General features: G+C 44.5%; 22 protein-coding genes. 20 read left to right on the top strand and 2 right to left on the bottom strand.

Annotation, left to right across the window (positions count from 1 at the left end; genetic code table 11):
* Positions 1-6 precede the first annotated feature (6 nt).
* From ymfI to mutL, 20 genes are all read left to right on the top strand, one after another.
* Positions 7-720 (top strand): elongation factor P 5-aminopentanone reductase, encoded by a 714-nt coding sequence (ymfI, locus tag ACTSEZ_RS05310; RefSeq protein WP_369733156.1) that lies wholly within the window; start codon positions 7-9, stop codon positions 718-720.
* Positions 721-800: 80 nt separating this feature from the next.
* Positions 801-1,058: a DUF3243 domain-containing protein gene (locus ACTSEZ_RS05315; RefSeq protein WP_029281204.1), complete on the top strand. Its 258-nt coding sequence runs from the start codon at positions 801-803 to the stop codon at positions 1,056-1,058.
* A 178-nt stretch (positions 1,059-1,236) separates the two neighbouring features.
* Complete coding sequence (locus ACTSEZ_RS05320; protein ID WP_369734055.1) at positions 1,237-2,022, top strand: YmfK family protein; 786 nt, start codon at positions 1,237-1,239, stop codon at positions 2,020-2,022.
* Between the two features lie 21 nt (positions 2,023-2,043).
* Entirely contained in the window at positions 2,044-2,919 is an 876-nt protein-coding gene (locus tag ACTSEZ_RS05325) for a helix-turn-helix domain-containing protein (protein ID WP_369733157.1), read from the top strand.
* Positions 2,920-2,993: 74 nt separating this feature from the next.
* Entirely contained in the window at positions 2,994-3,572 is a 579-nt protein-coding gene (pgsA, locus tag ACTSEZ_RS05330) for a CDP-diacylglycerol--glycerol-3-phosphate 3-phosphatidyltransferase (protein WP_369733158.1), read from the top strand.
* 15 nt (positions 3,573-3,587) lie between these two features.
* Complete coding sequence (locus ACTSEZ_RS05335) at positions 3,588-4,850, top strand: competence/damage-inducible protein A (protein ID WP_369733159.1); 1,263 nt, start codon at positions 3,588-3,590, stop codon at positions 4,848-4,850.
* 248 nt (positions 4,851-5,098) lie between these two features.
* On the top strand, positions 5,099-6,136 hold the full coding sequence (recA, locus tag ACTSEZ_RS05340) for a recombinase RecA (protein ID WP_369733160.1): 1,038 nt from the start codon (positions 5,099-5,101) through the stop codon (positions 6,134-6,136).
* Between the two features lie 379 nt (positions 6,137-6,515).
* Entirely contained in the window at positions 6,516-8,078 is a 1,563-nt protein-coding gene (rny, locus tag ACTSEZ_RS05345) for a ribonuclease Y (RefSeq protein ID WP_029281192.1), read from the top strand.
* Positions 8,079-8,196: 118 nt separating this feature from the next.
* Positions 8,197-8,991, top strand: coding sequence for a 2',3'-cyclic-nucleotide 2'-phosphodiesterase (ymdB, locus tag ACTSEZ_RS05350; RefSeq protein WP_282034557.1), 795 nt, complete (start codon positions 8,197-8,199; stop codon positions 8,989-8,991).
* A 197-nt stretch (positions 8,992-9,188) separates the two neighbouring features.
* Positions 9,189-9,449, top strand: coding sequence for a stage V sporulation protein SpoVS (gene spoVS / locus ACTSEZ_RS05355; protein ID WP_029281188.1), 261 nt, complete (start codon positions 9,189-9,191; stop codon positions 9,447-9,449).
* Positions 9,450-9,537: 88 nt separating this feature from the next.
* Positions 9,538-10,455 (top strand): dipeptidase, encoded by a 918-nt coding sequence (locus ACTSEZ_RS05360; protein ID WP_369733161.1) that lies wholly within the window; start codon positions 9,538-9,540, stop codon positions 10,453-10,455.
* Positions 10,456-10,645: 190 nt separating this feature from the next.
* The gene (locus ACTSEZ_RS05365; protein WP_369733162.1) at positions 10,646-12,382 is read left to right on the top strand and encodes a 2-oxoacid:acceptor oxidoreductase subunit alpha; all 1,737 of its coding nucleotides are present in this window, start codon (positions 10,646-10,648) and stop codon (positions 12,380-12,382) included.
* Positions 12,383-13,249, top strand: coding sequence for a 2-oxoacid:ferredoxin oxidoreductase subunit beta (locus ACTSEZ_RS05370; RefSeq protein ID WP_369733163.1), 867 nt, complete (start codon positions 12,383-12,385; stop codon positions 13,247-13,249).
* Between the two features lie 218 nt (positions 13,250-13,467).
* Positions 13,468-14,508: an L-threonine 3-dehydrogenase gene (gene tdh, locus ACTSEZ_RS05375; protein WP_369733164.1), complete on the top strand. Its 1,041-nt coding sequence runs from the start codon at positions 13,468-13,470 to the stop codon at positions 14,506-14,508.
* Between the two features lie 21 nt (positions 14,509-14,529).
* Positions 14,530-15,708 carry a glycine C-acetyltransferase gene (locus ACTSEZ_RS05380; RefSeq protein ID WP_369733165.1) on the top strand — a complete coding sequence of 393 codons (1,179 nt, stop codon included), beginning with the start codon at positions 14,530-14,532 and terminating at the stop codon, positions 15,706-15,708.
* Between the two features lie 203 nt (positions 15,709-15,911).
* On the top strand, positions 15,912-17,441 hold the full coding sequence (gene miaB, locus ACTSEZ_RS05385; RefSeq protein ID WP_369733166.1) for a tRNA (N6-isopentenyl adenosine(37)-C2)-methylthiotransferase MiaB: 1,530 nt from the start codon (positions 15,912-15,914) through the stop codon (positions 17,439-17,441).
* A 4-nt stretch (positions 17,442-17,445) separates the two neighbouring features.
* Complete coding sequence (locus ACTSEZ_RS05390) at positions 17,446-17,880, top strand: YlbF/YmcA family competence regulator (protein WP_369733167.1); 435 nt, start codon at positions 17,446-17,448, stop codon at positions 17,878-17,880.
* Positions 17,881-18,360: 480 nt separating this feature from the next.
* The gene (cotE, locus tag ACTSEZ_RS05395; protein ID WP_369733168.1) at positions 18,361-18,906 is read left to right on the top strand and encodes an outer spore coat protein CotE; all 546 of its coding nucleotides are present in this window, start codon (positions 18,361-18,363) and stop codon (positions 18,904-18,906) included.
* A gap of 139 nt (positions 18,907-19,045) precedes the next feature.
* Positions 19,046-21,640, top strand: coding sequence for a DNA mismatch repair protein MutS (gene mutS / locus ACTSEZ_RS05400; protein WP_369733169.1), 2,595 nt, complete (start codon positions 19,046-19,048; stop codon positions 21,638-21,640).
* Between the two features lie 16 nt (positions 21,641-21,656).
* On the top strand, positions 21,657-23,507 hold the full coding sequence (gene mutL / locus ACTSEZ_RS05405; protein WP_369733170.1) for a DNA mismatch repair endonuclease MutL: 1,851 nt from the start codon (positions 21,657-21,659) through the stop codon (positions 23,505-23,507).
* A gap of 200 nt (positions 23,508-23,707) precedes the next feature.
* Here mutL and ACTSEZ_RS05410 read toward each other — a convergent pair whose 3' ends face one another.
* Positions 23,708-24,679 carry an alpha/beta fold hydrolase gene (locus tag ACTSEZ_RS05410; protein WP_369733171.1) on the bottom strand — a complete coding sequence of 324 codons (972 nt, stop codon included), beginning with the start codon at positions 24,677-24,679 and terminating at the stop codon, positions 23,708-23,710.
* 18 nt (positions 24,680-24,697) lie between these two features.
* Entirely contained in the window at positions 24,698-25,030 is a 333-nt protein-coding gene (locus ACTSEZ_RS05415; protein ID WP_369733172.1) for a hypothetical protein, read from the bottom strand.
* Positions 25,031-25,057 lie beyond the last annotated feature (27 nt).

Below are 25,057 nucleotides of genomic sequence, written 5' to 3' on the forward strand. Positions count from 1 at the left end.
AGAACGATGAAAAAAACGGCATTGATTACGGGAGCAAGCGGAGGAATCGGTCTCGCGACAGCAAGAAAGCTTGCTTCTGAAGGATATGATTTAATCTTGCATTATTACCGGAACAAAGAACCTCTGGAGAGGCTTAAGGAGGAGCTGCCTGTACAATGCAGGATTGTACAGGCAAATCTGTCGCACCCAACAGGACCTGACACGCTTATGGAACAGGAAATTGCTGCAGACCTTCTTATATTGAACAGCGGAAAGAGCCGGTTTGGCCTGATGACTGATCTGAATGATGATGAAATTGATGAACTCGTTCAGCTTCATATCACAAGCCCCTATAAAATTGCACAGAAGGCAATCCCTTCAATGGTGCGCAATAAAAGCGGAAATATTGTAGTGATCACGTCGATATGGGGTGAGATTGGCGCCTCATGCGAAGTGCTCTACAGTATGGTGAAGGGCGGGCAAAACTCGTTTGTAAAAGCCTTGGCGAAAGAGCTTGCTCCATCAGGCATCAGGGTAAATGCGGTATCTCCCGGTGCAGTCAAAACGAAGATGCTCGATGAATTTTCAGAAGAAGAGCTGGATGATTTAAAAGAAGAAATACCCCTTGGACGGCTCGGGCGGCCGGAAGAAATTGCGGATGCTGTATCTTTTGCTGCGTCAGAGCGGGCAAGCTACATAACCGGTCAGATTCTTTCGGTTAATGGAGGCTGGCACGTGTAAATTTTTCGTTCCGTTTCCGCATAAATTCATGAAGCAAAGACAAACTAACACTGTATTCCATTTAATTAGGAGGGGTTAGAATGTCTGTTTTAGATAACTGGGATCAGTGGAAAAACTTCCTCGGCGACCGTCTGCACCATGCTGAGGGCGACGGAATGAAACAAGAAGCTGTAGGCGACCTTGCTTATGAAATCGGCGATTACCTTGCAAAACAGGTAGACCCGAAAAATGATCAGGAAAAAGTTCTTGCAGATCTTTGGAGCGTTGCTTCTAAAGACGAGCAGCATGCCATTGCGAACATGATGGTAAAACTTGTCCAAAATAACGGCACAAGATAAGAGGGGACGCAGGTCCTCTCTTTTTTTTCTGCCTTTTCTTCAAAGATCAGACGCCTTTGTAGGTCTCAGTACCCTTTTTTTATTGTCAAGGAATTATTCTTTCCTCTTTTGGCAAAATGCTTTATGATATGGATATAGGTGCGACAGACCTTGTTTTGAAGGGGGTCCATAATTGGATATGCAGGAATGGTATTTAGAATATGAAATTCAGAAAAACCGTCCCGGGCTCCTCGGTGACATATCATCGCTTCTCGGGATGCTTTCCATTAATATCGTGACGATAAACGGTGTGGACGACAGCCGGAGGGGACTGCTGCTTAAATGCACGAATAACGAGCAGATTCAGCGGCTTGAATCCATTTTAAATACGATGGACCATATTAAAGTGACAAAATTAAGAAAACCGAAACTGAGGGATACACTTGCTGTCCGTCACGGAAGATACATACAAAGAGATGCGGATGACAAAAAAACGTTCAGGTTTGTCAGAGATGAACTTGGCCTGCTTGTTGATTTCCTTGCAGAGCTGTACAAGCAGGAAGGGCATAAGCTGATTGGAATCAGGGGCATGCCGAGAGTAGGGAAAACCGAATCTATTGTGGCATCAAGCGTGTGTGCGAATAAAAGGTGGCTTTTTGTGTCGTCCACATTGCTCAAGCAAACGATCCGCAGCCAGCTGATTGCGGATGAATACAGTGTGGACAATGTGTTTATCATCGACGGGATCGTGTCGACCCGCAGAGGCTCTGAGAAGCATTTGCAGCTTGTCAGGGAAATTATGCGGCTTTCAGCAACAAAAGTAGTGGAGCACCCTGATATGTTTGTGCAAAATACAGAGTATACACTAGATGATTTTGACTATATAATTGAACTTCGGAATGACCCGGATGAAAAGATTACATATGAGGAAGCAGCAGGGCCTCAAATGTTCGATGAATCGAGTTTTTCCGGGTTTGATTTTTAGAAGATATGGAAGGTGTTATGGTTGAGTGAATTAGGAAATCGACTGAAACAGGCGAGAGAAGAGCGGAAACTAAGTCTTGACGATCTCCAGGCAATAACAAAAATACAGAAGCGCTATCTGCTCGGCATAGAAGAGGGAAACTACGGCATGATGCCGGGAAACTTTTATGTGCGTGCCTTTATTAAGCAGTATGCAGAAGCGGTCGGTCTTGATCCGGAGAAAATTTTTGATGAATACAAAAATGAAATTCCAATTGTTCACACAGAGGAGACGATTGAGCTCTCCCGCGTGAAAACACATAAAGAGCTGCCGAAATCAGCATCAAAAGTTCTTGAATTCCTGCCGCGCATTCTGATTATAGCGGTCGTCATTCTTGCTGCGGTCATCATCTGGATTACTGTTCAAAACAAGCCGGATTCATCAGGACAGGCAGATCAGCCAAAGCAGACATCAAGCGGAGAAAATGAATACGATGCCATTGAAAGTCCTGAAGAGCCTAAGCCGAAAGAAACAGATACAGGCAGCGCTCCTGCCAAGGAAGAAAAGCCGGCTGAAGAAAAACCTGCCGAACCGGCTTCTGAAATCGTATTTAAAGAAACAGCCGGCCGGAAAGCTGTTTATGAATTAACGAAAGCAGAGCAGTTCAAGCTTGATGTGACCTCATCCGGGACAACCTGGATTGAGATCCGCAACGCATCCGGCAAAAAGTTTTTCAGCGGCATGCTGAATAAAGGCAAAACCGAGTCTCATGACTTTACAAATGAAACGGAAGCTTTCATTGTCATCGGAAATGCATCCGCTGCCCAGATCAAAGTAAACGGCAAACCCGTTGAATACAAGATTGATCCGAAAAAAACAGTGAGACAAGATATGCAAATCGTATATACTAAGGAATAAAGTCATCTATGAGATGGCTTTCTTTCATTCTTTTTGTCTTAGTGTACATACATTAACGTTTTGGAGGAAAACACATGAACTTGCCAAATAAGATAACCATTTCAAGAATTCTTTTAATCCCGGTATTTATGGTGATTATGCTTGCGCCATTTGACTGGGGAACCCTGTACGCAGGAGAGACCTCAATTCCTGTCACTCATTTAGCAGGCGCCATCCTGTTTATCATTGCTTCAACAACTGACTGGATTGACGGCTATTATGCCCGGAAGCTGAACATGGTCACAAACCTCGGCAAATTTCTTGATCCGCTCGCTGATAAGCTTCTTGTATCAGCCGCACTGATTATCTTAGTGGAGCTTGGTCTTGCCCCTTCCTGGATTGTCATTATTATTATCAGCCGTGAATTTGCAGTGACCGGTCTTCGTCTTGTACTTGCAGGAGAAGGAGAAGTCGTTGCTGCGAATATGCTCGGTAAAATTAAAACATGGGCACAGATTATCGCCATCTCTGCTTTGCTGCTGCACAATATTCCGTTTTCCTATCTGTCTCTTCCTTTTGCAGATATAGCGTTATGGGTTGCATTATTTTTTACTGTTTATTCCGGTTGGGACTATTTCGCCAAAAACAAGGCTGCCCTTCTTTCTTCAAAGTAAAACACGCAGAGGAGAATGCACATGGCTACAAAAACAGAGATTATTGCGGTTGGATCTGAATTGCTGCTCGGGCAGATTGTCAATTCAAATGCCCAGTTCATCTCTCAGCAGCTTGCAGAGGACGGGATTAACGTCTATTACCATACAGTTGTGGGAGATAACCCGCGCAGGCTTGAGCAGGCAGTAAAAACAGCACAGGAACGTTCAAATATCATCGTGTTTACTGGAGGTCTCGGTCCGACCAAGGACGACCTCACAAAAGAAACCATCGCAAGCATGCTCGGGCGAAAACTCACAACAGACGAGGAAGCGCTGCGCAGCATCGAAGATTATTTTGTGAAAGTAAACCGCCCCATGTCAGAAAACAATAAAAAGCAGGCCCTTGTCATTGAGGGCTCTGATATTCTGAAAAATGAACATGGCATGGCCCCGGGGATGGCCATTCAAACAGACGGCATCATCTATATGCTTCTTCCCGGGCCTCCAAGTGAAATGAAGCCGATGTTTCTGAAATTCGGACTTCCTTTTTTCAGAAAAGCACTTGGCAGAAACGATAAAATCATCTCAAGAGTTCTCCGTTATTTCGGAATAGGGGAATCCCAGCTTGAAACGGATATTCAGGATCTTATTGACGGACAATCAAACCCCACAATTGCTCCTCTTGCAGGAGACGGGGAAGTGACGTTAAGACTGACAGCACGGCACCAGAATGAAGCTGAAGCTGTCAAACTGATAAACGATGCTGAAAAGGCGATAAACGAAAGAGTCGGCGCGTTTTTCTACGGTTATGATCAGACGACACTTGCAGAAGAGCTATTAAGGCATCTGAGGCAGCGGGGAATGACCATTTCTGCAGCCGAAAGTCTGACAGGAGGGCTGTTTTCAGATCAGCTTACAGCAGTTAAAGGCACTTCAGACGTTTTTAAAGGAACGATTGTGTGCTATACAAATGAAGTGAAGGAATCCATGCTCGGAGTATCGAAAGAAACGCTTGAAGAGCATGGTGCAGTCAGCGGGCAATGTGCGCTTGAAATGGCAGAGCAGATCAGAAAGCTGACAGGGAGCGATATCGGGATAAGCTTTACAGGTATAGCGGGCGAAGAGCCTGTTGAAGGAAAGAAGCCGGGCACTGTTTATATAGGTCTTGCCGTAAAGGGCAGACAGACAGAGGTGCATCAGCTCCTGCTTGCAGGAAGCAGGAACGGCATACGCAAACGAACAGTAAAATACGGCTGCCATCTAGCAGTAAAAGCTTTAACAGAAAATACAGCGGAATAAGCTGTATTTTTCTTTTTGTCCATTTTCTAATTCTGCACGGGCGGCTGCGCAAATCATCCATTCAGAAATGCAAAATAGGATTTTACGTGTTTAAAAGAATCCAAATTTCTCTTTTCAATAAGGGGAAAAATGAATTTTGCCATCCATTTCAATGTGCAAAAAAACGAATAAATGTTCGCTTTTTGCTTGTCAAACAGATAAAATAAAGGTATATTATTAATAGGTTAATAACTAAAGGAGGAAACTCAGTGAGCGATCGTCAGGCTGCCTTAGATATGGCACTTAAACAAATAGAAAAACAATTTGGTAAAGGTTCAATTATGAAACTCGGTGAACAGACCGACCGTAAAATCTCTACATCCCCAAGCGGTTCGCTTGCGCTGGATGCGGCTCTTGGAGTCGGCGGCTATCCGCGCGGAAGAATTGTTGAAATTTACGGACCTGAGAGCTCAGGTAAAACAACTGTTGCCCTTCATGCCATCGCTGAAGTACAGGCTGCAGGGGGACAGGCTGCATTTATTGATGCTGAGCATGCCCTTGATCCTGTATATGCCCAGAAGCTTGGTGTCAACATTGATGAGCTTCTTCTTTCCCAGCCGGATACAGGCGAGCAGGCGCTTGAAATTGCCGAAGCGCTTGTCCGAAGCGGAGCTGTAGACATTCTGATTGTCGATTCAGTGGCTGCCCTTGTTCCTAAAGCGGAAATTGAAGGAGAAATGGGAGATGCACACGTAGGTCTGCAGGCGCGTCTTATGTCACAGGCGCTACGCAAACTCTCAGGTGCAATCAGCAAGTCAAAGACCATTGCCATTTTCATCAACCAGATCCGTGAAAAAGTCGGTGTCATGTTCGGAAACCCTGAAACGACGCCAGGCGGACGCGCTCTTAAATTTTATTCTTCTGTCCGTCTTGAAGTGCGCCGTGCAGAAACACTTAAACAGGGAAATGAAATGGTCGGAAACAAAACGAAAGTAAAAGTCGTCAAGAACAAGGTTGCTCCTCCATTCCGTGTGGCAGAAGTTGACATCATGTACGGAGAAGGCATTTCCAAAGAGGGAGAGATCATCGACCTTGGAACGGAAAGCGATATTGTTCAAAAGAGCGGCTCATGGTATTCATATAATGATGAGCGCCTGGGACAGGGAAGAGAAAACGCAAAGATCTTCCTTAAGGAGAACCCGGCCATCCGCCTTGAGCTTCAGGAGAAAATCCGCAGCCACTACGGATTAGACGGTGACGCTGCTGTACCTGAAGAACAGGATGAACTGAATTTGCTCGAAGACTAAAAAAAGGGGCGTCCGCGCCTCTTTTTTGTATATTTTTGAATAAATGTTGGCAGAATGGTTGAAGTAAATGGGCGGAACTCCTGACTTTTCCTGTTTAAGAAATGTCAGGCAATGCCTGAAAATTCATAATTGCACTGAAAACGCCAGAATGACAGGCTTGACAAGAAAAATTCACACATTTACAATTGAGAAGTAATATTATTTTGTTAGAACTTTTTGCGAGGCACTATGAAAGCAGATGTTGACCTGCAGAACGGATTGCTGCGAGGTCTCCATGAAACCCTTAAGCTTTGTGCTGTATATTGAAGAATGTATGCAATGTACATGCCGACACTTAAATCTAGCAAGAAACAAGTTCATAGCAAGAGGAGGTGAAATGATGGATCCCATTACAATGATCATCTCCATTTTGCTTGGCCTAATCGTCGGTGCAGTTGTTGGCTATTTTGTTCGTAAATCCATTGCAGAAGCGAAGATTGCCGGTGCTAAAGGCACAGCTGAGCAGATTCTTGAAGATGCAAGGCGTGATGCAGAAGCAACGAAAAAAGAAGCGCTTCTTGAAGCAAAGGATGATATTCACAAGCTTCGCACAGAAGCCGAGCAGGAAATTCGTGAGCGACGAAATGAGCTGCAAAAACAAGAAAATCGCCTGTTACAAAAAGAAGAGAATCTAGACCGCAAGGATGAATCTTTGGACAAGCGCGAGAACATGCTTGAGAAAAAGGAAGATTCTCTGAATGAAAGACAACAGCATATTGAAGAGATGGAAAGCAAAGTGGACGAGATGGTGCGGAAACAGCAAGCTGAGCTTGAGCGCATTTCCAGCTTAACCCGTGAAGAGGCTAAGCAGATCATTCTTGAAAAGGTTGAAAATGAGCTTTCTCATGATATCGCCGTAACCGTTAAAGAAAGCGAAAATCGTGCGAAAGAAGAAGCGGATAAACGAGCGAAAGAAATCCTTTCCCTTGCTATCCAGCGTTGTGCAGCCGATCATGTGGCTGAAACAACGGTATCCGTCGTTAACCTGCCAAATGATGAAATGAAGGGACGCATCATTGGCCGTGAAGGACGAAATATCCGAACACTTGAGACCCTGACAGGTATCGACCTGATTATTGATGATACTCCGGAAGCCGTTATTCTTTCCGGATTTGACCCAATTCGCAGGGAAACAGCAAGAATCGCATTGGACAAACTTGTGCAGGATGGACGCATTCATCCAGCGCGAATTGAAGAAATGGTTGAAAAATCCCGCCGTGAAGTGGATGAGTACATCCGCGAAGTGGGCGAACAGACAACCTTTGAAGTTGGCGTTCACGGACTTCACCCTGACTTGATCAAGATCATGGGCCGTCTGAAGTTCAGAACGAGCTACGGTCAAAATGTCCTGAAGCACTCCATGGAAGTTGCCTACCTCTCCGGCCTCATGGCTGCAGAGCTTGGCGAAGATGTTACATTGGCAAAACGTGCAGGCTTGCTGCATGATATCGGTAAAGCAATCGACCATGAGGTAGAAGGAAGCCATGTTGAAATCGGTGTGGAACTTGCTACTAAGTACAAGGAGCATCCGGTTGTCATCAACAGTATTGCTTCTCACCATGGCGATCAGGAACCGACTTCCGTTATTGCGGTTCTGGTTGCGGCAGCAGATGCTTTATCTGCAGCACGTCCGGGCGCAAGAAGCGAAACGCTTGAAAATTATATCCGCCGACTTGAAAAACTTGAAGAGATTTCTGAATCGTACGAAGGTGTTGAAAAATCCTTCGCCATTCAGGCAGGCCGTGAAGTTCGCATCATGGTTAAGCCGGATACGATCGATGATCTTCAGGCTCACCGTCTGGCACGTGATATCCGCAAGCGGATTGAAGAAGAGCTGGATTACCCAGGTCACATTAAAGTAACAGTCATTCGTGAAACAAGGGCTGTTGAATATGCAAAATAAAGCGATGCCTCCCGCATCGCTTTATTTTTTGCCCGGAACTGAAATACAGGGGCCTATTTTCAGAGATCTAAGCCAAACTAAAGAAAAAGACATATTTGCAGAGAGAAGGTTTTACAGCATGAAACTATTATTTGTCGGAGATGTCGTCGGCTCACCGGGCCGGGACATGATTAAAGAATATTTGCCAAAGCTTAAAAAGAAGTTCAGACCATCCTTGACGATCGTAAATGGAGAGAACGCTGCTCATGGAAAAGGACTCACACAGAAAATCTATCATGAGCTGATTCAGGCGGGAGCACAGGTCATTACGATGGGGAATCACACGTGGGATAAACGGGAGATTTTTGAATTCATTGAAGAGGTTCCTCATTTGATCCGCCCTGCCAATTTTCCTGAAGGGACACCAGGCGAAGGCATTACCTATATTAAAGCGGATGGCAAAGAAGTTGCTGTGATTAATCTTCAGGGCCGGACCTTTCTTGCTCCGATTGACTGTCCGTTTAAAAAAGCGGATGAGCTGATTGAGGAAGCTCGAAAACGCACACCTATTATCTTTGTGGATTTCCATGCTGAAGCTACAAGTGAAAAGCAGGCGATGGGCTGGTATCTGGACGGAAAGGCATCAGCTGTTGTCGGAACCCATACACACGTTCAGACGGCAGATGAACGGATTCTTGATCACGGGACTGCCTTTATTACAGATGTCGGCATGACAGGACCGTATGACGGCATACTCGGAGTTGAGCGGGAAGCTGTCATCAAACGTTTTTTAACAAGTCTGCCCGTCCGTTTTGAAGTAACGGAAGGCAAGGCGCAGCTGAGTGCAGTTGTAGTCGATATCAATGATAAAACAGGTAATGCATCAAAGATTGAACGGATTTTAATTAATGATGATCACATGTTTTTTGAATAGATCATTTATTTTGAAATTTTAGAAAAAATAAACGAACAAGCAGGAATACTCTTTCCCTCTAGTGAATATAGTATCAATGGAATGACTGTATAAGAGGTTTAGAAGGCTCATAAAGGGGATGAGCCCTCTGAACAGATCCGGTAATACACGATCCAATGTACATTCACGATCTATTGAAAACAAGGGGGATTCTAGAAATGGAAATATTAAAAGTTTCAGCAAAGTCCAATCCTAACTCCGTAGCGGGGGCTCTTGCAGGCGTTCTGCGGGAAAGAGGAGCTGCCGAGATACAGGCCATTGGCGCAGGCGCCCTTAATCAGGCCGTAAAAGCTGTAGCCATTGCCAGGGGATTTGTTGCCCCGAGCGGCGTTGACCTGATCTGCATACCCGCCTTTACGGATATTCTCATTGATGGTGAAGAGCGTACTGCGATAAAATTAATTATTGAGCCTCGTTAAATAGAGAAGAGTACAGCCTGTTTGCGGGATACGCAAGCAGGCTTGTTTTTTCATAAATAAGGCCTTGCCGGAGAAGAGTTGATTTCTTGTGCGTATCTTTGATGCTCATTGTGATCTGCTGTATAAGCTTTGGAAAGATCCTGAAAAGAGCGAATGGAACGATTTGAATCTTCACGTAACCATTGAGAAGCTCTTCAGATTTGGAGCGAAAATTCAGTGCTTTGCTATTTTTGTGCCAGTAGAGGCAGTTAATAAAAAAGAATGCGCGCTTGCACAGGCTGCCATTTTTCACGAGCGCATTCTTGAACGCTATGGAAAAATCAGGCTGATCAAAACAAAGCAGGATGCAGACCTCCTGAAGGAAGATGAAATCGGGGCCATCCTGACGCTTGAAGGATTGGAGCCCATCGGCCATGATCTTCAAATGCTGTCTGTTTTTTATCATCTGGGGGTAAGAGCAGCCGGGCTGACCTGGAATTTTGCAAACCTGCTTGCAGACGGCGCACTCGAAACAAGGAATGCGGGACTTACCTTTTTTGGAAGGCATGCTGTTTCAAAACTGAATGCGTATAAAATGTGGACGGACGTTTCCCATTTGTCTGAGAGAAGTTTCTGGGATGTCATTGAACTGGCGGATTATCCGGTAGCAAGCCATTCCAATTCCTACGCTCTCTGTCCGCACCCGAGGAATTTAAAAGAAGATCAGCTGAAGGCGGTCGCTGATAAAAAGGGAATGATCGGGATTACATTTGTTCCGCAGTTTACGGCGTCCCATGCACAAGCCGGCATGAAGCACATATTGAATCATCTTGATTATATTCTTGGCATTGTAGGGGAAGATGCGGTAGGATTCGGTTCGGATTTTGACGGAATTGACGAAACAGTAGAGGGGCTTGAAGGATATGAGCAATATCCTTATCTCGTAAACACGCTTCTGAGGCACTATTCTGAAAGACAGACGGAAAAATTTCTTTGCCTCAATTTTATCAATGCGATTTCATTCTGACACAATAGATGGAAGATTTGAAAAAATCAAATAAATTCGCGACAAAAACAGGTTTATTTGCCTGAAACGCTTGTTTTTTTCTCTTTATCGTTCTACAATTGTAACGTTTAGTACATAATCTGACGAAGTGTATCAGCTCTAAACAGGGCAAAAAATATATGAGTGTTTCTTAAGAAGGGGTGTAAGGCACATGATCAGTCAACTTTCATGGAAAGTTGGAGGACAGCAGGGCGAAGGTATTGAAAGTACAGGTGAAGTCTTTTCAATTGCTTTAAATAGAATGGGATATTATTTGTATGGGTACCGCCATTTTTCATCCCGAATTAAGGGCGGCCACACGAACAATAAAATTCGTGTAAGCACAACCCAAGTCCGAGCTATATCCGATGACCTTGATATATTAGTAGCTTTTGACCAGGAAACGATTGATGTGAATGTGTATGAGCTTCGCAAAGGCGGGCTTGTGATTGCAGATTCGAAATTTAATCCGTCTATTCCGGATGACTGCAGCGCTGTCCTTTATTCTGTACCATTTACAGAGATTGCAACAGAGCTTGGAACGTCTCTGATGAAAAACATGGTAGCGATAGGTGCAACAAGTGCGGTTCTTGACCTTGGAACAGAACAGTTTCAGAATGTTGTTCAGGAGATCTACGGAAGAAAAGGCCAGCAGATTGTCGAGAAGAACCTTGAGGCCATTGCAAAAGGCTCAAGTTACATGAAACAGGAGCTGCAGTTTGACCGCGATGATCTGTACCTTGAAAAAGCAGACGGAAACAAGCGCATGTTTATGATCGGAAATGATGCCATTGCACTCGGTGCTGTAGCAGGCGGGGCCCGGTTTATGGCTGCCTATCCGATTACTCCGGCTTCTGAAATTATGGAATACTTAATTAAAAAGCTGCCTGATTTTGGCGGAACGGTCATTCAGACTGAGGATGAAATTGCCGCATGTACAATGGCGATCGGAGCAAACTATGCCGGAACACGGACACTGACTGCTTCAGCAGGGCCTGGACTGTCATTAATGATGGAGGCAATCGGATTATCCGGTATCACGGAACAGCCGCTTGTCATCGTGGATACGCAGCGCGGAGGCCCAAGTACAGGTCTTCCGACTAAGCAGGAACAGTCAGATCTGATGGCCATGATTTACGGAACACACGGGGAGATCCCTAAGATTGTGATGGCGCCAAGTACGGTTCAGGAAGCTTTTTATGATACCATCGAAGCCTTCAACCTTGCAGAGGAATACCAGTGTCCGGTCATCCTTCTCACAGACCTCCAGCTGTCACTGGGCAAACAGACGGTCGAACCGTTAGACTATGATAAAATTCAGATCCGCCGCGGCAAACTCGTTCAGGAAGAACTTCCGGAAATCGAAAACAAAGGCTATTTCAAACGCTTTGAAGTGACAGATGACGGCGTTTCTCCGCGTGTTCTGCCAGGTATGAAGAACGGCATTCACCATGTGACAGGTGTTGAGCATGATGAGACAGGAAAGCCTTCAGAAGTGGCAACGAACCGGAAAGCCCAGATGGACAAACGCCTCAGAAAGCTTTCAGCCATGAGGTTTGATACGCCTGTACATCAGAATCTGATTCACCCTGAACCAGATGTTTTATTTGTCGGCTTTAACTCAACAAGAGGAACAATCGAAGAGGCAATGGTCCGCCTTGAAAAGGACGGCGTGAAAGCAAATCACGCTCATGTCCGCCTTCTTCATCCATTCCCGGCAGATGAAATGCTTCCGCTTGTTAAGGCAGCAAAAAAAGTCGTAGTAGTCGAAAACAACGCGACTGGCCAGCTTGCCAGCCTGATCAAAATGAATGTCGGCCATGCAGAGAAAATTTCCTCGATCTTAAAATACGATGGAAATCCGCTCTTGCCGCATGAAGTTCATTCAAAATGCAAGGAGTTGTTCTAAATGGCGACATTTAAAGAATTTCGGAATAATGTAAAACCAAACTGGTGTCCGGGATGCGGAGACTTCTCCGTGCAGGCTGCCATTCAGCGGGCTGCCGCAAATGCAGGCCTTGAGCCGGATCAGCTTGCCGTTGTATCAGGCATCGGATGTTCCGGACGTATTTCAGGATATATCAATGCCTATGGGTTCCACGGCATTCACGGCCGTTCCCTCCCGATTGCCCAGGGTGTTAAAATGGCGAATAAAGATTTGACGGTTATCGCCTCCGGCGGTGACGGCGACGGGTTTGCCATCGGCATGGGACATACCATTCATGCCATCAGAAGAAACATTGATGTCACATATATCGTGATGGACAATCAGATCTACGGCCTGACAAAAGGCCAGACATCACCGCGAAGCGATGTCGGATTCAAAACGAAGAGTACACCTAAAGGGTCCATAGAATCTTCTCTTTCTGTTATGGAAATGGCTCTTACAGCAGGTGCAACGTTTGTGGCCCAGAGCTTTTCAACCGACTTAAAAGACTTGACAGCCATAATTGAAGCGGGAATTAAACATAAAGGCTTCTCGCTGATCAATGTATTCAGCCCTTGCGTAACGTACAACAAAATCAACACGTATGACTGGTTCAAGGAAAATCTCACAAAGCTTGCAGACATCGAAGGATATGATCCTTCTAACCGGATGCAGGCCATGCAGACGCTGATGGAGAAAAACGGTCTTGTAACAGGACTGATTTATCAGAATGCCAATCAGCCGTCCTATCAGGAGCTCGTTCACAATTACAGCGATGAGCCGCTTTCTCATGCAGACCTGAAAATCAGCGAAGAGAAGTTTAACGAACTTCTTGCCGAATTTATGTAAGCCAGAAAACGTCTATCTCCGGATAGGCGTTTTTTAAATTGAAAACTAAATGATTCTGGTCAGATTAAACGCGCTTATAAAACTTTTTCCGAAATTTTTTCCGGGTGTGTTCATGTGTCTTTTTGGAGAGGACACCCATCTTTACACTGCTTTTCAAGGATGATAAACTTCAACTATGATAACGTATAAAGCAGTTTTTTAAGCAGGGAGTGTTCATTGTGAATGGAAAAATGAAAGCGGTTGTGAAGCATCACAGAGGATTTGGAGCCGAGCTGAAAATGGTGGATATTCCTCAGATTAACGATCACGAAGTACTGATTAAAGTAAAAGCTACGTCCATCTGCGGGACAGATGTTCATATTTATACGTGGGATGCCTGGTCGGAAAGCCGTGTTAATCCTCCATATGTTTTTGGCCATGAATTCTCCGGAGAGGTTGCGCAGGTTGGAAGCAAAGTCACAAACGTTGAAGTTGGAGATTTTGTTTCTGCTGAAACGCACCTTGTATGCTACGAATGTCCGCAATGTCTTACAGGAAACTATCATATCTGTAAAAATACAAAGATTATCGGCGTCGACACAGATGGCTGTTTTGCAGAATACGTGGCGCTTCCGGCAGTTAACCTCTGGAAAAATCCGAAGGAAATGCCGTTTGATACAGCGTCCATACAGGAGCCGATGGGAAATGCCGTACATACTGTCCTTGCTGGTGATGTAGCAGGCAAAAGCGTCGCTGTTATTGGCTGCGGTCCGATCGGCATCATGGCAGCAGGCGTTGCAAAAGCTGCAGGAGCATCCCAGGTGATTGCGCTCGATTTAAATGACTACAGGTTGAATCTTGCAAAAGAAATGGGAGCAACAGCCGTCATCAATTCTAAAAATGAAGATCCGCTTAAGAGAATCAGCGAATTGACCGATGGAAACGGCGTCGATGTCGTGTGCGAAATGTCCGGCCACCCGGCTGCGATGGATCAGGGGTTCAAGATGGTGACAAACGGCGGCCGAGTGTCCATTTTAAGTCTCCCGGTCCGGCCTGTAGAGATTGATGTGACGAATGATATTGTATTTAAAGGTATAACCGTACAGGGCATAACAGGCAGAAAAATGTATGAAACATGGCAGCAGGTTTCGCGTCTTTTAAAATCAGGGCAGGTTGATGTCACGCCGCTGATTACCCATCACTTCCCGCTTGAAGACTTTGAAAAAGGCTTCAATTTAATGATCGAAGGAAATTGTGGTAAAGTCGTATTACATCCTTAAACATGAACTGGAGGGGCTATGATGAAAGGGTTTGAATACTTACAGGCAGAACTTGATGAAATGAAACAAAGCGGGACGTTCCGTAAATTGATTCCTCTGGAATCCGATCAAAAGTCAAAAGTCGTGATCGGAGGAAAAGAACTGATTCAGCTTTCTTCAAACAACTATCTTGGGCTCACCACACATCCAAGACTTGTAAAAGCATCAGTAGAAGCTGCCCAAAAATACGGGGCCGGAACCGGTTCGGTCAGAACAATTGCAGGAACATTTTCCATGCATGAAGAGCTTGAGCAAAAGCTTGCCGAGTTTAAGCATACGGAAGCAGCGCTTGTGTTTCAGTCCGGTTTTACAACAAACCAGGGCGTGCTGTCTTCTATTCTGACAAAAGAAGATGTGGTCATTTCTGATGCTTTAAACCATGCATCCATCATCGATGGCATCAGACTGACTAAAGCAGCCCGCAAAGTGTATAATCACGTGGATATGGCTGACCTTGAACGCGCACTGAAAGAATCAGCAGACTTCCGTGTCCGCATCATTGTAACGGACGGTGTTTTCTCAATGGACGGCAATATCGCTCCGCTTCCGGAGATTGTCGAGCTCGCTGAAAAATATGACGCCCTCGTTATGGTTGACGATGCGCATGCTTCAGGTGTACTCGGCAAAAATGGCCGCGGCACAGTTAATCATTTTGGTCTTGACGGACGTGTACATATTCAGGTGGGAACATTAAGCAAAGCGGTAGGAGTTCTTGGCGGATATGTCGCAAGTACACGAACGCTGATTGACTACCTTATTCAAAAAGGACGCCCGTTCTTATTCAGCACATCTCATCCTCCTGCTGTCACAGCAGCATGCATGGAAGCAATCAATGTATTGCTTGAAGAGCCTGAGCTGATTGACAAGCTTTGGGAGAACGCGAAGTTTTTCAAAAAGGGTCTTGAAGATCTTGGCTTTGACACCGGGAAAAGCGAAACTCCGGTTACGCCTGTCATTGTCGGTGATGAAGCGCTGTCTCATCAATTCTCTGATAAACTGAGAGAATACGGCGTCTTTGCTCAGGGAATCGCATTCCCTACAGTTGCAAAAGGGCAGGCCCGCGTCCGGACGATTGTCACAGCTGAGCACTCAACCGAAGAGCTTCAGCAGGCACTGGACATTTTTGAAAAAGCGGCAAAAGAGCTGAACATCCTTAATTAATCGAAAAGAGAGGCTCGAAGCCTCTCTTTTTTTGCCGCAGTCAGAAGCCCTGCTTTTCTTTTTTTTCTCAATCATTTACTATAGATGTATGTCCTTTCTGAATATTTTATTGTTTTGTTCTTTAAGAACAGATATACTATAAAATTGGTATACTCTCACCCTGAGTGAGACGGTTTGAAAGGCCTGAAAGGAGACTGTTTTACATGAACGAAAAGCAGCGTCTGGAAAGCTCGCAGGTAACGCCTTCGGACAAAAAATCCGAGAAGGATTACAGCAAGTATTTCCAGGCCGTGTACATGCCTCCTTCTTTAAAGGATGCTAAAAAACGCGGTAAAGAAGAAGTGAAATATCAAAATGATTTTAAAATCTCAGAAGAATTCAGAGGCCTCGGCAACGGAAAGAAATTCCTGATCAGAACGTACGGCTGTCAAATGAACGAGCACGATACGGAAGTAATGGCCGGGATTTTTACTGCACTTGGATATGAAGCAACAGCCGCAGCAGAAGATGCTGATGTGATTCTTTTAAATACATGTGCCATCCGTGAAAATGCAGAAAACAAAGTGTTTGGCGAAATCGGCCACTTAAAAGCGCTAAAACGCGAAAGACCGGGCCTGCTGATCGGCGTCTGTGGATGCATGTCCCAGGAAGAATCGGTTGTTAACCGGATTATGAAAAAGCATCAGCACGTGGACATGATCTTCGGCACACATAACATTCACCGCCTGCCGAATATTCTTAGCGATGCCTATATGTCCAAAGAAATGGTCATTGAGGTCTGGTCTAAAGAAGGCGATGTGATTGAAAATCTGCCGCGCGAGCGCAAAGGCAAAATAAAAGCATGGGTCAACATTATGTTCGGCTGCGATAAGTTCTGCACATACTGCATCGTTCCGTACACCCGCGGAAAAGAACGCAGCAGACGTCCGGAAGAAATTATTCATGAAGTTAGACAGCTTGCAGCAAGCGGCTATAAAGAAATTACCCTGCTTGGGCAGAACGTAAATGCATACGGCAAAGATTTTGAAGACATGGAATACGGACTTGGCGATCTGATGGATGAAATCCGCAAGATTGACGTAGCCCGTGTCCGGTTTACAACAAGTCATCCGCGCGATTTTGATGATCATTTGATCGAGGTCCTTGCAAAAGGCGGAAATCTTCTTGATCATATCCACCTTCCTGTACAGTCTGGAAGCTCGGAAGTGCTGAAGCTGATGGCGCGCAAATACGACCGTGAAAAGTATATGACACTCGTCAAGAAAATCAAGGAAGCGATTCCAACGGCTTCTTTAACAACGGATATCATCGTCGGATTCCCGAACGAAACAGATGAGCAGTTTGAAGAAACGCTCTCTATGTACCGCGAAGTGGAATTTGACAGTGCGTACACGTTCATTTACTCTCCGCGTGAAGGAACGCCTGCAGCAAAAATGCAGGATAATGTTCCGATGGAAGTGAAAAAAGCACGCCTGCAAAAACTGAACAAACTGGTTAATGAGATCTCAGCGAAAAAAATGATGGAATATGAAGGGCAGGTTGTGGAAGTCCTTGTTGAGGGCGAAAGCAAAAACAACCCTGAAGTGCTTGCCGGGTATACATCAAAAAGCAAGCTTGTAAACTTCAGAGGTCCAAAATCAGCCATCGGCGAGATTGTAAAAGTGAAAATTACGAAAGCAAAAACATGGTCTTTAGACGGGGAAATGGCAGAAGAAGCAATAGAGGTGAAATAGGGGGATGACAGTGTATACTAAAGAAGAAATCGTGGCCAGAGCACGTGAATTGGCGCAAATGGTAGCTGATACAAAGGAAGTTGAGTTCTTCAAAAAAGCAGAAGCTCAAATTAACGAAAATCAGAAAATCCGCGAAAAAGTAGCAAGCATTAAAAGCCTTCAAAAACAGGCAGTCAATTTTCAGCACTACAGCAAGCAGGAAGCTCTTAAACAAGTAGAAGACAAAATTGACAAACTTCAGGAAGAGCTCGATGAACTTCCGATCATTCAGGAGTTCAAGGAATCTCAAGTTGAAGTAAATGATCTGCTCCAGCTGATCGCTGTTACAATATCAAATCAAGTAACAGACGAAATTATCCGCACGACAGGCGGAGACCTTCTGAGCGGGGAAACAGGTTCAAAAGTGAATAACTCACCCGGCTCAGCTTGCAGCAGCTGAAAAAATGTCCTTTCTGTGAAAACAGGAAGGACATTTTTTTAATTCAATTTTCAATTTAAATCATGTTCTAAATAATCATATAGGCTATTCAATTAAGGTTAATTGAACAAAAAAGAACTGAAACAGTACGATTTCATTGAAAAAACCGTAAAAATCTCTAACAAAACTATGTTCCAAATAATCATATATAAAACCGCAGCCAGCAAAGGCCAAACCCGCCTTTGCTGAAAACCTCTACTAAAATGAACAGCTGTATCATATTTATAGGACGAACAAGATTTTATCCTATATGCCTGCAACACAGCGGGAATTGGGTTTTCTTTTAAACTTTTAGGCACATTTCTGGGCGTACACGCATAGAATGAAGTATACCGATTCATGTATTGGCGGTACCTATTATTTATTCCTTTTAAGCAGCAGCACAAACCATACTAGCCCAGCATAGGATTAAATGAAGATGATTGAGGAGGGTATGTACGAATGGCTGAATACAGAGAAATAATCACGAAAGCGGTAGTTGCGAAAGGCAAAAAGTTTACTCAATCCACCCACAGCATTGCTCCTTCGCAAAAGCCGACAAGCATTCTGGGCGGCTGGCTGATCAACCATAAATATGATGCAAAAAAGGTTGGGAAAACAGTCGAGGTAGAAGGTACTTATGACATCAATGTCTGGTATTCGTATGCAGACAATACGAAAACAGAAGTTGTCACAGAAAAAGTTTCATATGTTGACGTCATTAAGCTGAAATATAAAGATAACAACTTTCTTGACGATGAACATGAAGTGATTGCAAAAGTGATGCAGCAGCCTAACTGCATGGAGGTTAACATTTCTCCTAACGGCAGCAAAGTTGTCGTTTCAGCTGAGCGTGAATTTTTGGCAGAGGTTGTCGGGGAAACAAAAGTGGTTGTTGCCATTAACAACGAAGGCTTTGTTGAATCAGATGAGGACTGGGAAGAAGACCTTGACGATGAATTCGAAGACCTGAATCCTGAATTTCTTGTAGGCGGAGACGAAGAGTAAGAGGAAACTGGGGAGAATTATCTTCCTGGTTTTTTCTTTGGCAAAAACTCGGAGCTTCTAGTATTCCCCAAACCAAAATTACTGGCATCTATGCTATAATTAAGGTTGTTTTGAAACGCAAGGTTAATGGGGGATTACAATGGCAGCATATACGCCGATGATACAGCAATATTTAAAGATAAAGGCAGAGTATCAGGATGCCTTTTTATTTTTTCGCCTTGGCGACTTTTATGAAATGTTTTTTGAAGATGCAAAGAAAGCATCTGCTGAACTTGAAATTACACTGACGAGCAGAGACGGAGGCAGTGCCGACAGAATTCCTATGTGCGGCGTTCCATATCACTCTGCACCAGGATATATTGAAACATTGATTGAGAAAGGCTACAAAGTGGCCATTTGTGAACAGACGGAAGACCCTAAACAGGCTAAAGGTGTTGTGCGCAGGGAAGTCGTTCAGCTGATCACACCGGGAACAGTCATGAATGGCAAAGGCCTTCAGGAAAGAGAAAACAATTACATAGCATCTGTATCCGAGTTCTCATCCTGCTACGGATTTGCTGTCACGGATCTGTCTACCGGAGAAAATCAGGTTACTCTTTTAAACGGATTTGATGAAGTGATCAGTGAGATGTATTCACTGAATGTCAGAGAGCTTGTCGCAGATCCTGACTTTCCGCAGGACGTACTGAAAAAGGTGACAGAGAGATCGAAAGTGACAATCTCTTTTCAGTCTGCAGAAAAATGGGACGCTTTTGCCCCCATTATGGACCACCTGACAGATGACCGGCTGAAAGAGACATTTGGCAGGCTGTGCACTTATCTGCAGAAAACGCAGAAAAGAAGTCTCGATCACCTGCAAAAAGTAAAAGTGTATAAGCTTAAGGATTTTATGAAGATTGATATCTATTCAAAAAGAAATCTTGAATTGACAGAAACGATCCGTTCCAAAGGTAAGAAAGGATCGCTCTTATGGCTGCTTGATGAGACGAAAACGGCTATGGGCGGAAGGATGCTGAAACAATGGATTGACAGACCGCTGCTGTCTAAAACGGAAATAGAAAGCCGTCTCGATACGGTTCAGACGCTGCTGAATCACTATTTTGAACGCGAGGATCTCAGAGAGAAACTGAAAGAAGTGTATGATCTTGAACGCCTTGCAGGCCGAGTCGCTTTCGGCAGCGTCAATGCAAGAGATTTGATTCAGCTTAAAAAATCACTGCAGCAGGTTCCTGCTATTAAAGAAGTTTTATCCGGGATAAATCACGCTGCGCTTCGTGAAATGGAGCACAAGATTGATCCATGCACAGAGCTGTGTGAATTGCTTGACACTGCCCTTGTTGAAAACCCGCCTCTTTCGATAAAAGACGGAAACATTATGAAGGACGGGTTTCATGAACAGCTTGATCAATTCAGGGATGCAAGCAGAAACGGGAAGTCATGGATCGCGGAGCTTGAACAGCAGGAGAGGGTCCGCACTGGCATCAAATCACTGAAAATCGGATACAATCGTGTGTTCGGATACTATATTGAGGTAACCCGGGCAAATGCTCATTTACTTGAAGAGGGAAGATATACACGCAAACAGACACTTACGAATGCTGAACGGTTTATCACTCCTGAACTCAAGGAAAAAGAAACACTCATTCTTGAAGCAGAAGAAAAAATGGTTGATATCGAATACCAGCTGTTTACTGAACTGAGAGAACAGGTCAAACGCTTTATTCCAAACCTGCAGTCTCTAGCCAAGTGCATCAGCGAACTGGACGTCCTGCAGTGTTTTGCTGTGATCAGTGAAAAGCGCCATTACACAAAACCTCTGTTCTCAGATGGCGAACTGTTCATCAAAGACGGAAGACACCCGGTTGTTGAGAAAGTGATGAATTCACAGGAGTATGTTCCAAACGACTGCTATTTCTCGAACGATCGCGGCATGCTTTTGATTACGGGTCCGAATATGTCCGGTAAAAGCACATATATGAGACAAGTTGCCCTGACGAGTATTCTTGCGCAAATCGGCTGTTTTGTTCCGGCTTCAGAGGCGGTGCTTCCGGTCTTTGACCAGATTTTCACAAGAATTGGAGCTGCAGATGATTTAATATCAGGACAAAGTACATTTATGGTCGAAATGCTTGAAGCCAAAAATGCGATTGTCCATGCAACCGGCAAAAGCCTGATTCTCTTCGATGAGATCGGCAGGGGAACATCCACATATGACGGCATGGCATTGGCCCAGGCAATTATTGAGCATATTCATCACCATATTGGAGCAAAAACACTTTTTTCCACGCACTATCATGAGCTTACAAGTCTTGCAGATGAACTGCCGATGCTTCAAAACGTTCATGTATCGGCAGTTGAAGAGAATGGAAAAGTTGTGTTTCTTCATAAAATTAAAGAAGGTCCTGCAGATAAAAGCTACGGAATTCATGTTGCAGAACTGGCAGAACTCCCACAGAACCTGATCAAGAGGGCAAAAGAAATTCTTGAAGGACTGGAGGGGGAACAAACGGTCAAAGCTCCTGCTGCCGTTCAGGAAAAAAGGGAAACCTTTGAAAAAACGGATGATGCCCAGCTGTCTTTCTTCAGTGAGCAGCCGGCCAGAAAAGAAAGCGGCAGACAGGCTCCAAAAAAAGATCTTCTTGTACTTGAGCAAATCCGGGCCATCAATCTGCTTGAAATGACGCCGCTTGATGCAATGAATGAGTTGTATCAGCTGCAAAAAAAATTAAAATAGCTGGAAGGTGAATAGGATGGGGAAAATAGTCCGCCTAGACGATTCACTGTCAAATAAAATTGCTGCCGGTGAAGTAGTAGAGCGTCCGGCTTCTGTCGTAAAAGAACTGGCAGAAAACAGCATAGATGCCGGAAGCACCGTGATTGAAATTCAAGTGGAAGAAGCCGGCCTTGCAAAAATCCGTATTATCGACAATGGGGAAGGCATTCAGCCTGAAGACTGCCTTAATGCTTTTCACAGGCATGCAACAAGCAAAATCAAAGATGAGAATGACCTGTTCCGCATCAGAACACTTGGTTTCCGCGGAGAAGCTCTTCCGAGTATCGCGTCCGTATCGCATATTGAGCTTAAAACAAGCACAGGTGACGGAGCGGGAACACGAATGGTTCTAAAAGGCGGAAAAGTGGAAGTGCACGAATCAGCCTCAAGCAGAAAAGGCAGCGACCTCACTGTCTCGAATCTGTTTTTCAATACTCCTGCACGGCTGAAATATGTAAAGACGGTTCATACAGAGCTCGGGAATATAACAGATGTTGTGAACCGGCTGGCGCTGTCCAATCCAAATGTATCGTTTAAGCTGACTCATAACGGAAAGCAGCTGCTTCATACGAGCGGCAACGGGGACGTGCGCCAGGTCGTGGCAGGCATATACGGACTTCCGATTGCCAAAAAGATGATTCCAATTCACCTGCAGTCACTTGATTTTGAAGTAAAAGGTTTTATCTCTCTTCCGGAAATAACAAGAGCTTCCAGAAACTACATTTCTACGATTGTTAATGGCAGATTCATTAAGAATTATCCGCTAGTAAAAGCGATTCAGCAGGGGTATCATACGCTTTTGCCGATTGGACGGTTCCCTGTCGTTTTTCTTGAAATACAAATGGATCCGATACTTGTGGATGTTAATGTGCATCCTGCCAAGATGGAAGTGCGCCTCAGCAAGGAAGCTGAATTGAATGAACTGATAACAAGCGGAATCAAACAAGCATTTTCAAAAAAACAGCTGATACCGGATGCCGCACTGCCGAAGCGAAAAGAAAAAGCACCGGAAGAACAGCAAAGCTTTACATTCAGCCACGTCAAAAAAGACGAACCCATTTTACCGGCGAGGAAAGCAGAATCACAGGCCGTCGCCTTTCAAGTAAAAGAGGATTTTCCTATTGCTGTGGAAAAGGCAGCAGACTATTCCTCCGAACCTGCTGATGAAACTCTGACGATAACAGAGGAAGCGGCAGTGGAGGAGGAGTACACAGACCGGGGCGCAGATCATTCAAACACTGAATCCCTTATTCCGGTCCTTTATCCAATCGGCCAAATGCACGGCACATATATCCTCGCCCAAAATGAGAACGGACTCTATATAATTGATCAGCATGCTGCACAGGAACGGATTAATTATGAATATTATAAAGAAAAAGTGGGACAGGTCGCTTCAGAAGTTCAGGAGCTCCTCGTTCCCATCACGCTGCATTACTCAGCGGATGAAGCAGTCATTTTGACAGAGAAAATGCCTGAACTTGCCCAGGTCGGAATTTTTCTGGAGCCTTTTGGAGGAAACAGCTTTATCGTCCGGTCACACCCTCAGTGGTTTCCAAAAGGAGAAGAAGGAAGCATCATAGAAGAAATGATACAGGAAGTCCTTGATCATCGGCAGGCAGACGTTAAAAAAATCAGAGAAGAAGCGGCCATCATGATGAGCTGCAAAGCAGCGATAAAAGCAAACCATCATCTCCGACAGGATGAAATATTTGCGCTGCTTGAAACCCTGAGAAAAACGGCAGATCCTTTTACATGTCCCCACGGCAGGCCCATTATCATTCATCATTCCATTTATGAAATGGAAAAGATGTTTAAGCGCATTATGTGAAACAAGCCCCGCACTGATCTGTGCGGGGCTTGTTTTCGTCATTAGAACCTATCTGCAAAAAATCCTGAAAAATCACTTTTGTCCAGCAGAATCCCAAAAAAGAAACCGGCATAAATAATAGCTGAAAATCCGCAGTATTCCGTTACTGGGTCTGTTTTAGGCATGGAAGAGCAAATCATCATTTTCTATCCCCCTCATTGTTACGACCTCGGGGGCAGCCACTTATCCAGAAATTCAGGCAGCTGGCCTTCTGAAATGGTTACCCCCGTGTGTCCTTTTTTACTTAACATAAACGTCTTATCCTTGCTTGCAGCATGTTCCATGATGGGACTGCTCTGTCTGACTGACACAAGCTGGTCACTTTCTCCGGAGATCACAAGAAGATTGCAGGAGATGTTTTTAAGCTCAGCTTTTTTGTTTTTGATTGTGAGCTCTCCGCTGATCAAACTGTTTTCTTTAACTAATTTTAAAACCACGTCTTTTACAAAAGCACCCGGCATCGGGAGATAAGAATTCGCCCATTTATTAAACCTCATCCATTTCTGCATATAGGCTTCATCATCTGTTTTCCCTAAAAGAGCAAGGTAGGGTGTAAAGTATACGGGAGATGTAAGCAGCCTCATGCCGGCTTTTACACGGGCTGCAGAGATTAAAGTATTCCATTCTCTCATCTGTTCAATATCAGTCTCATCCGCAGCTCTTAATGCAGCCAGCCATTTATCATAAAGGTGGGTTTCTTCAAAATCCACGGGAGCAGTGTAAAGGATCAGGTTCTTTATCTTTAGGTCTGTTACAGCAGCAAATATCGCCGCAAGCGTGCCTCCTAAACAATAGCCAATGACCGTCAAACTCTCTGCCCGGGAGTGAAGAAGCGTTCTTTTTGCTGCTTTTTGAATATACTTCGCAACATAATCCTCCAGCGTGTCATCTTTATCTTCATATCCTGGTTCTCCAAATTCAAGCAAGTAAACGTCAAAACCGGCTTGGATGAAAGAGGCAATCACGCTCTTTCCAGGAAAAAGGTCCAGAATATCCGGACTGTTTACAGGAGAATAAATGAGAAAAAGAGGAGTTTGATAGTTTCTCACCGCAGGAGGATAATGCCACAGAGTGATTTTATTTAACTGCCATACAGGGGTTTTGCTCAAGCCTGTCGGACTGATATGAGTCACTTTATGCAGAGCTCCTCTCTATTTTTTTTTGTTTTTAGCAACTAAATTTCTCATTTCATCAAGTTTTGAATCGATCTCCAGAAGTTTCTCTTCAATGGAATCGATTTTTTCTTCTGTTCTAACGACGAGTTTGGATGTATTTACTGTATCTTCATTGCCGGGAATTTTTTGTGCAGGAATCAGGATGCCGAATAATTTCTGCAGATCAGGGTTTTTTTGAGTGTTTGCCAGTATTCGGGTTAAATCCGTGTTATTAAGTTTTGCCTTTATGGTCTGATTGAGGTTTGACTCTAACTGAAAGCCTGCCTTTTTAACCAAGTCACTCAGTTGCAGGTTTTTCTTTTTTTGCATTTGATTTCCTCCTTCCCTTAATCGTAA

It is taken from the genome of Metabacillus mesotrionivorans, assembly GCF_052171315.1.
Taxonomy (GTDB): domain Bacteria; phylum Bacillota; class Bacilli; order Bacillales; family Bacillaceae; genus Bacillus_P.